This window comes from Paraburkholderia acidisoli, assembly GCF_009789675.1.
GTDB lineage: Bacteria > Pseudomonadota > Gammaproteobacteria > Burkholderiales > Burkholderiaceae > Paraburkholderia > Paraburkholderia acidisoli.
Genome location: NZ_CP046914.1, coordinates 385,802 through 398,529 on the forward strand (window position 1 = coordinate 385,802; position 12,728 = coordinate 398,529).

Below are 12,728 nucleotides of genomic sequence, written 5' to 3' on the forward strand. Positions count from 1 at the left end.
GGCGGGCGCGCTGGTTATTTACTTCAGCTACTTCGTTCGGATGACGAAACGAATATCTTTCCCGGATTCAGGATGCCGCGCGGGTCCAGCGCCGCTTTCACCGCGCGCATGGCCGCGAGTTCCGCCGGCGTGCGCGAGAGCGCGAGCACTTCGAGTTTTTTGGTGCCGATACCGTGCTCGGCGGAAACGGAGCCGTTCAGTTCGCCGGTCACGCCATAGACGATGCGCTTGACTTCGGCGCTCGCGCTCGCGGGCCAGTCCGGCTCCTGTACGACGATGTGCAGATTGCCGTCGCCGAGATGGCCGTAGATCAGGATGCGGGCGTCGGGAAACTGCTCGCGCAGGCGCGCTTCGCAATGCTGCGCCGCCACGCCCACCTGCGCGACCGCAAAACTCACGTCGAACGACACGCGTCCGGGCAGAAAGCGGCCGTACTCGCCGGGCGCGTCGCGAATGGCCCAGAACGCGGCCGCGTGCGACTCGTTGGCCGCGAGCGCGGCGTCGTCGAGCGTGCCGCTTTCGAGCATCTCGCCGAGGAAACTTTCGAACACGGCGGCCTGGCCTTCGGGGTCCGCGCCGCTGCTTTCGAGCAGCACGTAGAACGCGTGGCGGCCCGCGAGCGGCGCGCGCAACTCGGTCAGGGTGGCGAGCACGAAGTCGTAGTAGCCGGGCCACATCACTTCGAACGCGGAAACGCCCGCGGGCAAGCGTTCCTGCGCGAGCCGCAGCAGCGTGGTCACGCTCTCGTAGTCGGGCAACCCGCACCAGGCCGTGGACACGGCACGCGGTTTCGGACGCAGCCGCAGCACGGCGCGCGTCATCACGCCGAGCGTGCCTTCGCTGCCGATCAGCAGGTCTTTCAGGTCGTAGCCCGTGTTGTTCTTGATCATCTTGCGCAGGCCGCCGACCACGCTGCCGTCCGCCAGCACGGCTTCGACGTCGAGCGCCTGCTCGCGCATCATGCCGTAGCGAATCACGCGATTGCCGCCCGCGTTGGTGCCGAGATTGCCGCCGACGGTCGCGCTGCCGCGCGCGCCCAGATCGAGCGGAAACATGAAGCCCGCGGCATCGGCGGCTTCCTGCACGGCTTGCAGCGGCACGCCCGCCTGCACCGTCATGGTCGCGCTGACCGGATCGATCTCCTCGATCGCGTTCATGAGTTCGAGACTCAGCGCCACCTCGCCGCCCAGCATGCACGCGCCGCCCGCGAGACCGGTCAGGCCGCCCTGCGTCACCACGCTCTGCTGGTGTGCGTGGCAAATGCGCAGCGCCGTGGAAACCTGCTCGGTGGTGCGCGGACGTAGCAGCGCGATGGGTTCCGCGCACGGCATGCGGCTGGAATCGGCGTGGCGGCGGCCCGCGAAATCGGCGGGCAAGCTGACCACGGCCGGCCCCAGCGCCTCGCGCAACGCGGCGACCACAACTTCGCTCCGAGCCTGTTCGGCCTTCTCTTGCATGGGGTGTCTCTCCTGCTCTCCGGCGATGCGCGCTGCGTCATCGGCAACGTGTGCATCACAACATAAACTATAGTGTTGCTGCCATTATATTTGCAAAACTGACGATTTATCTTAGTGAAAACCCGAGTATTCGTTTGTTTCACAAACTATATCATCACTAACACTAACGTTTTGACTTGAACATCTTTCAGGGAGAGCAGCACCATGCAATGGCCCGAACCGCGTTCGTTCGACGTGAATCTCGAGACCGGCCTGATCGCCGGGACCGACACGCACTACCAGAAACGCCTTGGCGATCTCGCCGGTCTGTATGCCGACACCGCCGCCTTCGAGGCGCTCGCCGCCACGCGCGCGGGCGAGGTGGTCTACGAAGTCACGGATCACCGGCCGAGCGCCGAACCGGGCGACCTCATCACGGGCGTGACGCGCATGAGCGCGGGCAAGGTGGGCAACGAGTACTTCATGACGCGCGGCCATATCCACGCGAACATCGACCGCCCGGAGCTGTACTTCGGGCTCAAGGGTCACGGCCTGATGCTGATGGAAGCGCCCGACGGCGAAACGCGCCTCGTGGAAGTGCGTGCCAACACGATCTGCTACGTGCCGCCGCGCTGGATTCATCGCTCGGTGAATCTGGGCGACACGGATCTGGTGATGCTGTTCTGTTATCCCGCCGATTCGGGTCAGGACTACGAGATCATCGAGCGTTCGAACGGCATGCGCACGCGCATCGTGGACGACGGCCAGGGCGGCTGGCGCCGCGAGCAGAATCCGGAATGGCGCGCGCGCACGATCGAGGAGATCGAAACGCTGATCGCGCGCCAGCACGAAACGGAGCAGGCGCGATGAGCTATTGCGCCGCCACCCGGCCCACCTTCTACTTCATCGGCGTGACCACGGCGCAGAGTTCGATCATGCGCGTGTTCCCGGCATGGGCGCGCCACCTCGGTCTCGGCGACGTGGAAATGAAGGGCATCGACTTTCCGCTGCACGCGAGCCGCGAAGCGTACCGCGAGGCCGTCGAATTTTTGCGCGACGATCCGCTCTCGCTGGGCGCGCTCGTCACCACGCACAAGATCGACCTGTACGCCGCGTGCGAGGACCTGTTCGACGAGATCGATCCGCACGCGCGCATCATGGGCGAGACCAGTTGCCTCTCGAAGCGCGACGGCAAGTTCGTGTGCCACGCCAAAGATCCGATCACGTCCGGGCTCGCGCTCGACGGCTTCCTGCCGCCCGATCACTTCGCGCGCACCGGCGCCGAAGTGTTCTCGATGGGCGCGGGCGGCTCGACCATCGCGCTCAGCTGGCATCTGATGCAGACGAGCCGCGGCGCGAACCGGCCGTCGCGCGTGATCGTCTCGAACCGCTCGGCCGGCCGCCTGGAAGAGATCGAGCGCATTCATCGCGAACTGGATCTGGGCGTGCCGTGCGAGTACGTGGTCGCGCCGCGCCCCGAAGACAACGACGCCGTGCTCGCGCGCCTCTCGCCGGGCGCGCTCGTCATCAACGCGACGGGACTCGGCAAGGACGCGCCCGGCTCGCCGCTCACCCACGGCGGGCAGTTCCCCGACCGCGCCATTGCCTGGGACCTGAACTATCGCGGCGACCTCGTGTTTCTCGACCAGGCGCGCGCCCAGCAAAGCGCGCGGCACTTGCAGGTGGAAGACGGCTGGACCTATTTCATATACGGCTGGACGCGCGTCATTGCCGAGGTGTTTCATATCGACATCCCGACGCGCGGCGCGGCCTTCGACGAGATCTGCCGGATCGCCGCCGCGGCGGGCAAGCCCGCGCCCGCGAAACCCGCCGCCTGAGCCGCGTTCGCGGGCAACCGAACGAATCGACACTGACTGCAAGGATCGACGATGTATCTCGACAAATTCCGCCTCGACGGCAAGCTCGCCGTGGTAACCGGCGCCGCGCGCGGCATCGGCTACGCCATTTCCGAGGCGCTCACGCAGGCGGGCGCGCGCGTGGTCCTCACGGACATGCACCGGGGCGCGCTCGACGAAGCCGTGGCGAAGCTCGCGCAGGCGGGCGCCAGCGTCGAAGCCGAGCTGCTCGACGTGACCGACGCCGCCGCCGTGCAGCGCGTGCACGATGCGATCGTCGCGCGTCACGGCCGCGTGGACGTGCTCGTGAACAACGCGGGCATCGCCATTTCGAATCATCCCGCCGAAACCATGAGCGACGAAGTCTGGGACCGCGTGATCGACGTGAATCTGAACGGCGTGTTCCGCTGCTGCCGCGCGTTCGGCAAGAGCATGCTCGACCACGGCGGCGGCAGTATCGTGAACGTCGGGTCGATGTCGGGTTTCGTCGTCAACCGGCCGCAGGAACAGGCGAACTACAACGCGTCGAAGGCGGGCGTGCATCACCTCACGCGCTCGCTGGCTGCCGAATGGGGCGCGCGCGGCGTGCGCGTGAACGCGGTCGCGCCCACCTATATCGACACGGAAATGAACAAGTACGTGTACGACGACCCGGAGATGTACCGCCACTGGGTGGGCGGCACGCCGATGAACCGCCTCGGCCGCGTGGACGAAGTGGCTTCCGTGGTGCTGTTTCTCGCCAGCGAAGCCGCGAGCCTCATGACCGGTTCGATCGTGCTCGCCGACGGCGGCTACGTGTGCTGGTGAGCATGAACGCCGCCACGCTTTCCATCGACGTCGAAACCTTCGAGATGCCGCTCGCGGCGCATCTCGCGGCGCGCGCACCGGGCACGTCGGGCACGTCGGGCACGTCGGGCACGTCGGGCACGCCGGGCACGCCGGGCACGTCCAGCCCGTCGCGCGGGCGCGACTCGCAACCGTTCGCGCCCGCGCCGCCAGCGGGCGGCGTCGCGCTGAACTGGCTCGGCCAGGCCGGTTTCGTGATCGAAGGCGCGGGCTTGCGCCTTCTGATCGACCCGTATCTCTCGGACTCGCTCGCGCGCAAATATGCGGGCACGCGCTACCCGCACCGGCGCATGATGGCCGCGCCGGTCGCGCCCGAGGAGGTCGAGCGCGTCGATCTCGTGCTGTGCACGCATCGCCATACGGATCACATGGACCCGGACACGCTGCAACCGCTCGCGCGGCGCTTTCCGCAGCTGCGCTTCGTGGTGCCCGCCGCGACGCTCGAGGAAGCCATCAAGCGCTGTGGCGTGGACGCCGGGCGGCTGATTCCCGTCGATGCGGGCGAGCGCGTGGAAGCGCTGCCCGGCGTGCACGTCGCGCCCATTGCCTCGGCGCACGAGACGCTCGACGCGGACGCGCTGGGGCGGCATCCGTGGCTTGGCTACGTGGTCGATATCGCGGGCGTGCGCCTCTATCATTCCGGCGACTGCGTGCCTTACGCGGGCCTGCCCGAACGCGTGGCCGCGCTGCAACCGCATCTCGCGCTGTTGCCCGTGAACGGCCGCGACGACGAACGCAGCGGCAACGGCGTGCCCGGCAATTTCACGCTCGACGAAGCCGTTTCGCTCTGCAAGCACGCGGGCGTGCGCGCGATGATCGCGCATCATCACGGCCTGTTCGACTTCAACACGATCGCGCCCGGCGAGATCGACACGCGTATCGTGGAGGAACGCGGCGCGCTGGCGTTGTATCGTGCGCGTACGCAGTGCACGTGGCGCGTGCGTGCGAGCGGCGGGGCGAACGCGCGTGCTGACGCGCGTGCTGACGCGCGTGCCGATGCGCGTGCCGAGCCACCCGCGACGTCGCCGCAACACGGCTAGCCCCCTCCTTTTCCTTGCGACTCGAAGAACCCGAATCATGACGGAGACAACCCACTACCTGGCGATCGACGTGGGCACCGGCAGCGTGCGCGCCGCGCTCGTCGATGCCACCGGCCGGATTCGCCGCCTCGCCGCGCGCGAGCACGAACAGATCGTGCCGCGCTACGGCTGGTCCGAGCAACGCCCGCTGGACTGGTGGGCGGGCGCGGTCGACGCGATTCGCGAACTGCTCGCCGCCGAGCCCGGCGCGGCGCAGCATATCGCGGCGATCTGCGCGTGCGGGCAGATGCACGGCACCGTGCTGATCGACGCCGACGGCGAACTCACGCGCGACGCCGCGCCGCTCTGGAACGACAAGCGCGCCGCGCCGCAGGTCGAAGCGTTTCGCGCGCGTTATCGCGCGCAGTCGAATCAACACGACTACCTGCCGCGCACGGCGAACCCGCCCACGGCCGCGTGGCCCGCGTTCAAGCTCCAGTGGATTCGCGACCACGAGCGCGCCGCATACGAGCGCGCGGCAACCGTGTTCATGCCGAAGGACTACGTGAACTTCCGCCTGACCGGCGAGCGCGCGTGCGACTGGAGCGACGCGTCGATGATGTTCCTGATGGACCCGCAGGCGCGCACGTGGTCCGCCGCGATGTTCGACGAACTCGGGCTCGACCTGCGCAAGATGCCGCCCATCCGCGCGCCGCAGGACCTGCTCGGTCACGTGACGCGAGCCGCCGCCGCCGCGACCGGCCTGCGCGAGGGCACGCCCGTGCTGGTGGGCGCGGCCGACTATCCGGCTTCGGTGCTCGGCTCGGGCGTTCATGAGCCGGGGCTCGCCTCCGACATCACCGGGACCTCGTCGATCATCACCGTGATTGCCAAAACCCCCATGCTGCACCCCGAGGTCTCGAACGTCGCGACCTGCGAAGGCCTGTGGGGCCGCTTCACGCTGCTCGACTCGGGCGGCGACGCCATGCGCTGGGCGCGCCGCGCGTTCCACGAGAACACGCTCTCCTACGACGCCATCGCGCGCAAGGCCGCCGAAGCGCCCGTGGGTGCCGAAGGCCTGTTTTTCCTGCCCTATCTCACCGGCGAACGCTTCGGCGATCACCCGAATTCGCGCGCGCAGTTCTTCGGGATCGCGGCGCGCCATGGTCTCGCGCATCTGCATCGCGCGGTGCTCGAAGGCGTGGCGTTCGGCGTGCGCCGTCATATGCAGATGATTCAACCGGAAGGCGTGCCGATCGAGCGTCTGGTGGCGGCCAGCGGCGGCGCGAAAGCCGCGCTGTGGCTCGACATCAAGGCAAGCATGTATCGCACGCCCATTCTCGTGCCCGCCGAAGTCGAGTGCGGCGTGATGGGCTGCGCGCTGCTGGCCGCCACGGCGTCGGGCCAGTTCGCCACGCTCGGCGAGGCGGTGCGCCGCTTCGTGCGCTTCGAGCGCGAAGTGCAGCCCGACCCGCGCGCGAGCGATCGCTACGACCGCATGATGCCGATCTTCGAGCGCCTCTACCTGAACGCGCAACAGTTCTACGACGATCTCGACGCGTTGCAGGAAGGCGCGTCCGTATCGGCACTGCAAGGAGCCTGCGCATGAACGCCCCGCCACGCGCCGTGCTCTGGGACATGGACGGCACGCTCGCGCTGAGCGAGCCGCTCCACCTGCGCACGCTCATTGCCGCGCTCGCGCACCACGGCGTGCGGGCCGGCGACGAACTGCATCCGCTCACGTTCGGACAAACCGGCAAGGCCGTGCATCGCCTCGTGCGCGAGCGCTTCGGCATCGACACGCCATTCGACGCCTGGTCCGCGTATCGCGCCGCACGCTACGTGGCCGAAGCGCCGCAGCTCGCGCCGCGCCCCGGCGCGCTGGAAGTCTGGCGCGCGGCGCACGACGCGGGCTTGCGCCAGGCCATCGTCTCGAACGCCGGGCGCATGTTGCTCGAAGCGAATCTCAACGCGCTCGGCCTGCAAGCGCCCGAACTCGTTTCCGTGAGCGCCAACGACGTGCGCCACGGCAAGCCCGACCCCGAACCCTATTTGCGCGCCGCATATCTGCTCGACGTCCCGCCCGCGCAAGCCGTGGCCGTGGAAGACAGCCCGACCGGCGCGCAGGCCGCGCTCGCGGCGGGCATGCGCGTGCTGGGCTGGCCCGCCGAAGCCGAACACGCGAGCGGGTTCGCGCCGCAGGTGCAACTCGTGTATAGCGCGCGCGAACTCGCCGCCGCGCTCGGCCTTTCCCTCGACCTACCTGACTCGCACTGACATGCTGAAAACCAGTATTTTTCCCTCGCGTTACGTGCAGGGCGCGGGCGCGCTCGCGACCCTCGACGCCGAACTCGCGCGCCTCGGCACGCGCGCGGCTTGCCTCGTCGACCGCAATGTCGCCGGTCTGCTCGACCCCTCGCTGGCGCGCGCCGACAAGGTCGCGTTGCAGGTGCGCGCCGTGGAGGCCGCGTGCACCGAACGCGCCGTGGCCGAGACCGCCGGCTGGATACGCTCGACGGGCGCGGACATGGTCGTGTCGTTCGGCGGCGGCAAGGTCATCGACACGGGCCGCGCCGCCGCCGACGACCTGCGCCTGCCGTTCGCGTGCGTGCCGACGATCGCCGCCTCCGACGCGCCGTGCAGCGCGCTCGCCGTGATCTACGACGAAGCCGGCCGCGTGGTGCGCGACCGCTTCGTGCGCCGCAACCCCGACCTCGTGCTGCTCGACACCGCCGTGATCGTGCGCGCGCCCGCGCGCTTCTTCATTGCGGGGATCGGCGACGCGCTCGCCACCTGGTACGAAGCCGACGCCTGCCGCCGCGCCTGGGCGCGCAACCTGTGCGGCGGGCGCGGCACCGCGCTCGCCTTCGAAGCCGCCAGGCTGTGCCGGGACATGCTGTTCGCGCACGCGCCGCAAGCGGTCGCCGACTGCCGCGCGCAACTCGTCACGCCCGACTTCGACGCCACGCTCGAAGCCACGGTGCTCCTCTCGGGCATCGGCTTCGAGTCGGGCGGCGTGGCGGCGGCGCACGCGATTCATCACGGCCTCGCCGATCTGCCCTCCTCGCACAGCTTGCTGCACGGTGAAAAAGTCGCCGTGGGCGTGCTCGCTTCGCTGTTTCTGTCGACGGTCGACGAAGCGGAACGCCACCGCGTGTTCGCGTTCTGCCGCACCGTGGGGCTGCCCACGCGCCTCGCGCAGATCAACGTCGACGTGAACGATACGGCCGCGCTCGAAGCCGTCGCCGCGCGCGCTTGCCGGGCGGGCGAAATCATCCACAACGAGCCGTATCCCGTCGAACCGGCCATGGTCGTGGCCGCGCTCAAGGCCATGGACGGTTACGGCGCGCGCCTCGAAGCGCGTCACTACGCAGAGGAACTGGCATGAACGTGATGCAGAACGTAACGGCAAACCCTGCACAGGGCACGACGCAATCGCACGAATCGCACGCCTTTCGCCCCGATTTGTTCGACGGCAAGACCGTGCTCGTCTCGGGCGCGACGAGCGGCATCGGGCTCGCCATCGCGGAAGGTTTCGCTGCGCTCGGCGCGCGCGTGATCGCCACCGGCAGTTCGGCGGCGAAGCTCGAAGCGCGGCGCGCCGACGCCACGCTCTCGCATCTTCGCTTCGAAGCGCTCGACGTGCGCGACGCGCAGGCGATCCAGCAGTTCGTGGGCGGCCTCGACACGCTCGACGTGCTCGTGAACGCGGCCGGCGTCGCGCGCCCCTTCGACGAATACCGCGACGACGTGTTCCGCGAAGTGCTCGACGTGAATCTCACCGCCGCCATGCGCTTTTCGATGGCCGCGCGCGCGCAGCTGGAGCACACGCAAGGCGCGATCGTCAACGTCGCTTCCATGCTCAGTTATCTCGCCGATGTCGAAGTGCCCGCGTATTGCGCGAGCAAAACGGGCGTGCTCGGCCTCACGCGCTCGCTCGCGCATGCGTTCGGCGTGGCGGGCGTGCGCGTGAACGCGATCGCGCCCGGCTACCATCGCACCGACATGACGCGACCGCTCTGGGAAACCCCCGCGAGCGCGCAAAAGATCGCCGCGCGCAGCGCGCTCAAACGCTGGGGCGAAGCCAGCGATCTCGTGGGCGCGACGCTGTTTCTCGCCTCGCCCGCCGCCGCGTTCATCACCGGCGTGACGCTGCCCGTGGATGGCGGTTACGTCAGCGGCAGCTGAGCGCGTCGCGTCATCCCGGTTCGCTACATTCGCGCTGCATTTTCGGCACGCACGCGCGACGTTCGCGCCGCGCGCGAGCGATCACGCCACGCCTGCCGATACTGCCGTTCCCCCTGGTCGCCGCACCAGGGGAAATGCATTAGCATGGCTAATGTTCGCTTCCGCGCGGCCGCACCGCTGGCTTTCAGCGCCCTGACACCCTCGCTTCGACCTTGCCGTTGCCGCCCTGCGCGCACGCCATGGCGTGCCGACCGGGAACCCGCCCGCCGCCTCCGGAAGCCCGTCAGGGAGTGGCATGCATGAGCGTCGTGAATCTGGATCTGGAGTTGCTGCGCACGTTCGTCGCCATCGTGGAGCGTGAATCGTTCGCTGCCGCGGCCGAGTCCGTGCATCGCACGCAATCGGCGGTCACGCAGCAAATGCAGCGGCTGGAAAGTCAGCTCGACAAAACGCTGTTCCACAAGAAAGGCCGCGAAAAGCGCCTGACTGAAGACGGTCTCAAGCTGCTGGAATATTCGCGGCGTCTGCTCGCGCTCAACGACGAGGCGTGTTCGGCCATCGCCGGCTCGACGCTCACCGGCGAAGTGCGGCTGGGCGCGCCCGCCGACGTTGCCGACTCGATGCTGCCGAATCTGCTGCAACGCTTTTCGAAGGCGTTCCCGAGCTTGCGCATGACGATCGACACGGGGCGCACCGCGTTTCTCATGCAGGCCATGAAGCGCGGCGAAATCGACATGACCATTTCCGCGCGCGAGCATCCCGAATACCGGCGCGTGACCTTGCGCACCTCGCCCACGGTCTGGATGTGCGCCGACGACTACCACTACGACCGGCTTCAGCCGCTCGATCTCATCACCTCCGACGAACCAAGCCTGTTCCGTACCATGGCGCTCGACCATCTCGAACGCGCGGGCATCGCGTGGCGTATCAAATATGTCGCGCCCACGCTGCCGGGCATACGCGCCGCCCTGCGCGCGGGTCTGGGCATCACCGCGCGCTCGGTCGAGGTCATGGGCCCCGACCTGCGCGTGCTCGGCGAGGCGGACGGACTGCCGCGCCTGCCCGACGTCACCTACAACCTCTATATCGGCTCGTCGCCCAATCCGCCCGCGCGGCGGCTGTTCGACTCGCTCGGCGCCGTGCGCATCTGAAGCGCGTCGCAACGCAGCACGACCGGCCCGAGCCAGGCGAGCCACCTCGCGCGCAAGCCGCGCTTTTTTTCCTGCCGATCCGCCCACGCCGCGGCGGCGCGTTCCTCCGCGCCCGCCGCCTCGTAGCTCGCCAGCCAGACCACCGCCACGCCTGGTTCGCCATGCAGATACACGGTCATGTCGGCTTCCTTGGCACGCGCTACTGCTTCTGCTGGGTTTGTTCGAGGCCGAACTGCGTGTGATCGATGTGCGCCTTTTCCTCGGGCGTCATCGTCTTGGCCAGCATGTATTCCCACGGGCGATTGATGTCGAACTCGCTTTCGCCGAACAACTCCGCCGGGTCCATCGTCGTGATGTTTTTCGACAGCAGCATGGCCTGCGTCTGCATGCGCGCATCCACATCGGCATACACGGCGAACACCACGGCCTGCTTCACCGAATGCCCGACCACGGTGTCGCCGTGGCCGCGCATCAGGATCACCGGCGCGTTGCCCAGCGCGCGGGCGAGCGCCGCGCCGCGCTTTTCGTCCGTGACCTGCATGCCGCGTTCTTCCTTGCCGCGCGCGTCGCGAATCTCGAAGTTCGGCGTTTCGAGCGGCAGAAAGCCCGCCTGCGCGATCACGGGCTTGAGCGGAATGTGCGTGAGGCTGAGCGGAATCACCGCCTGCGAATGCGAGTGGATCACGGCCATCACGTCGGGGCGCGCCTTGTAGATTTCGCCGTGGATATACCGCTCGCCATTAACCTTGCGGCCTTGCGCGTCGATCGGCTGGCTGTCGGACACGCGCAGCGCGAGGATGTCGTTTTTGGTCACGAGCGAGGGCGGCATCGCGCGCGGCATGTAGAAGATGCCGGGATCTTTCTTCGAGCGCGCGCTCACATGGCCGAAGCCGTCGAGCACACCTTCGTTGACGAGAATCCGGTACGCCTGAACCAGTTGCTCCTTCACCGCGTCGTCGGGATCGACGGGTTGCTGCGCACGGGCGAAGCCCGTCATGCCCATGCCGCCCACGCCCATCACGACAGCGAGCACGACGAGCCCCGCCCGCATCCATTTGCGAATCATTCGTTGTCTCCTTGTTGAAACGCCGTCGCGCGGCATCAGAACCGCGTGCGCAGGCCGATCATCGCGCCGGTCTGCACGGCGCCTTCGGTCACCGTGTTGAAGCCCGCGAAGCCGAGCGCGCTGTGGGCCTTGTTGAGGATGGTGCCGAGCTGCACGTAAACGTCGGTGCGCTTGGACAGCAGATAGTCGGCGAGCACGGAAAGCATCAGCGGATTGCCCTGGCCCGTGTTGCGGTCGGCTTCGTAGAACAGATCCGAGGCGATGTTGAAGTAAGGCGTGACCTGATAGCGGCCAGCGACCCAGAACAGCGACGAATACAGGTTCTGCACCGGCTGCTTTTGCGCGTAAAAGCGATACGCCGCGTACAGTTGCACGGGATTCAGGTCGAGCGAGGCGGCGGCGCCGTAGCGTTGCGTCTTGACGCCTTGCGTCGCCACCGTGTTGCCGTTCTGTTGATCGAACAGCAAACCCAGTGTGCCGATACCGTGGTTGTACGTGACGAACAGGCTCTCCTCCTTGCCGACGCGATACGCGCCCGCCACCGGACCCGCGCCGGTCACGCTGTCGTAGCCGAAGCTGTAGAGTTCCTCGACCATCAGCTTGCCGCCGAGCACGTCGAACTTGCCGAGATAGCGCGCGGAGTTGTCGGCGCGGCCCACGAACGCGAGGTCGTACACGACGCTCGAATAGATCGCGGGACCGACCGGGTCGAACCACACGCCGAAGTCGTAGATGCCGGTGACGTGACGCCCCATCGTCAACTGCCCGTAAGGCGAGTCGATACCCACGTAAGCCGAGCGCCCGAACAGGCGCCCCGAGTTATTCGCCGTGCCTTTGGTGGCATCGAAACCGTTTTCCAGCACGGCCACGGCCGCATAACCGGCGCCGAGTTCTTCACGAACGCGCAAGCCCCAGCGCGAGGTCTGCGCGCCGCCCGAGATCAGCGAGAACGTCGAGCCGCTCTTGCCGCCCGTCACGACGTTGTGGTTGGTGAACTGCACGCCCACGTCGACAATGCCGTACAGCGTGACCGACGACTGCGCGTGCGCCGCCGGCGAAGCCAACGAAGCCGCCACCGAAACCGCCACCGATGCTCCTACCCATGCCTTTTTCACGTGTCTTCCTCCAATCCCTTCTTGTTTTATCGAAACTACGTTTTTTCTTTT

At 67.8% G+C, this 12,728-nt stretch carries 13 protein-coding genes; 9 read left to right on the plus strand and 4 right to left on the minus strand.

Annotation, left to right across the window (positions count from 1 at the left end; all coding sequences use genetic code 11):
* Positions 1–23 precede the first annotated feature (23 nt).
* A complete protein-coding gene (locus FAZ98_RS15995) occupies positions 24–1,457 on the minus strand; it encodes an FAD-binding oxidoreductase (RefSeq protein WP_158952296.1) in 1,434 nt (477 codons plus the stop codon).
* Positions 1,458–1,661: 204 nt separating this feature from the next.
* On the opposite strand from FAZ98_RS15995, the gene FAZ98_RS16000 reads away from it, so the two are divergent.
* From FAZ98_RS16000 to FAZ98_RS16040, 9 genes are all read left to right on the plus strand, one after another.
* Positions 1,662–2,306: a glucose-6-phosphate isomerase gene (locus FAZ98_RS16000; RefSeq protein ID WP_158952297.1), complete on the plus strand. Its 645-nt coding sequence runs from the start codon at positions 1,662–1,664 to the stop codon at positions 2,304–2,306.
* Complete coding sequence (locus FAZ98_RS16005; RefSeq protein ID WP_158952298.1) at positions 2,303–3,274, plus strand: shikimate dehydrogenase family protein; 972 nt, start codon at positions 2,303–2,305, stop codon at positions 3,272–3,274. The genes FAZ98_RS16000 and FAZ98_RS16005 overlap by 4 nt, the downstream gene beginning before the upstream one ends.
* 51 nt (positions 3,275–3,325) lie before the next feature.
* Positions 3,326–4,099 carry an SDR family NAD(P)-dependent oxidoreductase gene (locus FAZ98_RS16010; RefSeq protein ID WP_158952299.1) on the plus strand — a complete coding sequence of 258 codons (774 nt, stop codon included), beginning with the start codon at positions 3,326–3,328 and terminating at the stop codon, positions 4,097–4,099.
* 2 nt (positions 4,100–4,101) lie between these two features.
* Positions 4,102–5,178: an MBL fold metallo-hydrolase gene (locus FAZ98_RS16015; RefSeq protein WP_158952300.1), complete on the plus strand. Its 1,077-nt coding sequence runs from the start codon at positions 4,102–4,104 to the stop codon at positions 5,176–5,178.
* A gap of 37 nt (positions 5,179–5,215) precedes the next feature.
* The gene (locus FAZ98_RS16020; protein WP_158952301.1) at positions 5,216–6,766 is read left to right on the plus strand and encodes a xylulokinase; all 1,551 of its coding nucleotides are present in this window, start codon (positions 5,216–5,218) and stop codon (positions 6,764–6,766) included.
* Positions 6,763–7,434, plus strand: a complete 672-nt coding sequence (locus FAZ98_RS16025; RefSeq protein ID WP_158952302.1) for an HAD family hydrolase — start codon at positions 6,763–6,765, stop codon at positions 7,432–7,434. The genes FAZ98_RS16020 and FAZ98_RS16025 overlap by 4 nt, the downstream gene beginning before the upstream one ends.
* 1 nt (position 7,435) lies before the next feature.
* The gene (locus tag FAZ98_RS16030) at positions 7,436–8,545 is read left to right on the plus strand and encodes a glycerol dehydrogenase (RefSeq protein WP_158952303.1); all 1,110 of its coding nucleotides are present in this window, start codon (positions 7,436–7,438) and stop codon (positions 8,543–8,545) included.
* On the plus strand, positions 8,542–9,345 hold the full coding sequence (locus FAZ98_RS16035) for an SDR family NAD(P)-dependent oxidoreductase (RefSeq protein WP_325072541.1): 804 nt from the start codon (positions 8,542–8,544) through the stop codon (positions 9,343–9,345). Before FAZ98_RS16030 ends, FAZ98_RS16035 begins: the two co-directional genes overlap by 4 nt.
* 299 nt (positions 9,346–9,644) lie before the next feature.
* Positions 9,645–10,496 carry a LysR substrate-binding domain-containing protein gene (locus FAZ98_RS16040; protein WP_158952304.1) on the plus strand — a complete coding sequence of 284 codons (852 nt, stop codon included), beginning with the start codon at positions 9,645–9,647 and terminating at the stop codon, positions 10,494–10,496.
* Here FAZ98_RS16040 and FAZ98_RS16045 read toward each other — a convergent pair.
* Genes FAZ98_RS16045 through FAZ98_RS16055 form a run of 3 tightly spaced genes read right to left on the minus strand, consistent with a single transcriptional unit; the run spans position 10,427 to position 12,677 of the window.
* The gene (locus FAZ98_RS16045; protein ID WP_158952305.1) at positions 10,427–10,675 is read right to left on the minus strand and encodes a hypothetical protein; all 249 of its coding nucleotides are present in this window, start codon (positions 10,673–10,675) and stop codon (positions 10,427–10,429) included. The two genes, FAZ98_RS16040 and FAZ98_RS16045, sit on opposite strands and share 70 nt — an antisense overlap.
* A gap of 20 nt (positions 10,676–10,695) precedes the next feature.
* Positions 10,696–11,562, minus strand: coding sequence for a class II aldolase/adducin family protein (locus FAZ98_RS16050; RefSeq protein WP_158952306.1), 867 nt, complete (start codon positions 11,560–11,562; stop codon positions 10,696–10,698).
* A gap of 35 nt (positions 11,563–11,597) precedes the next feature.
* On the minus strand, positions 11,598–12,677 hold the full coding sequence (locus FAZ98_RS16055; protein WP_158952307.1) for a porin: 1,080 nt from the start codon (positions 12,675–12,677) through the stop codon (positions 11,598–11,600).
* Between the last annotated feature and the right edge of the window lie 51 nt (positions 12,678–12,728).

Bases quoted from the DNA above. Each gene is read 5' to 3' on its own strand.
- FAZ98_RS15995 (WP_158952296.1), bottom strand. From the start codon at position 1,457: ATGCAAGAGAAGGCCGAACAGGCTCGGAGCGAAGTTGTGGTCGCCGCG.
- FAZ98_RS16000 (WP_158952297.1), top strand. From the start codon at position 1,662: ATGCAATGGCCCGAACCGCGTTCGTTCGACGTGAATCTCGAGACCGGC.
- FAZ98_RS16005 (WP_158952298.1), top strand. From the start codon at position 2,303: ATGAGCTATTGCGCCGCCACCCGGCCCACCTTCTACTTCATCGGCGTG.
- FAZ98_RS16010 (WP_158952299.1), top strand. From the start codon at position 3,326: ATGTATCTCGACAAATTCCGCCTCGACGGCAAGCTCGCCGTGGTAACC.
- FAZ98_RS16015 (WP_158952300.1), top strand. From the start codon at position 4,102: ATGAACGCCGCCACGCTTTCCATCGACGTCGAAACCTTCGAGATGCCG.
- FAZ98_RS16020 (WP_158952301.1), top strand. From the start codon at position 5,216: ATGACGGAGACAACCCACTACCTGGCGATCGACGTGGGCACCGGCAGC.
- FAZ98_RS16025 (WP_158952302.1), top strand. From the start codon at position 6,763: ATGAACGCCCCGCCACGCGCCGTGCTCTGGGACATGGACGGCACGCTC.
- FAZ98_RS16030 (WP_158952303.1), top strand. From the start codon at position 7,436: ATGCTGAAAACCAGTATTTTTCCCTCGCGTTACGTGCAGGGCGCGGGC.
- FAZ98_RS16035 (WP_325072541.1), top strand. From the start codon at position 8,542: ATGAACGTGATGCAGAACGTAACGGCAAACCCTGCACAGGGCACGACG.
- FAZ98_RS16040 (WP_158952304.1), top strand. From the start codon at position 9,645: ATGAGCGTCGTGAATCTGGATCTGGAGTTGCTGCGCACGTTCGTCGCC.
- FAZ98_RS16045 (WP_158952305.1), bottom strand. From the start codon at position 10,675: ATGACCGTGTATCTGCATGGCGAACCAGGCGTGGCGGTGGTCTGGCTG.
- FAZ98_RS16050 (WP_158952306.1), bottom strand. From the start codon at position 11,562: ATGATTCGCAAATGGATGCGGGCGGGGCTCGTCGTGCTCGCTGTCGTG.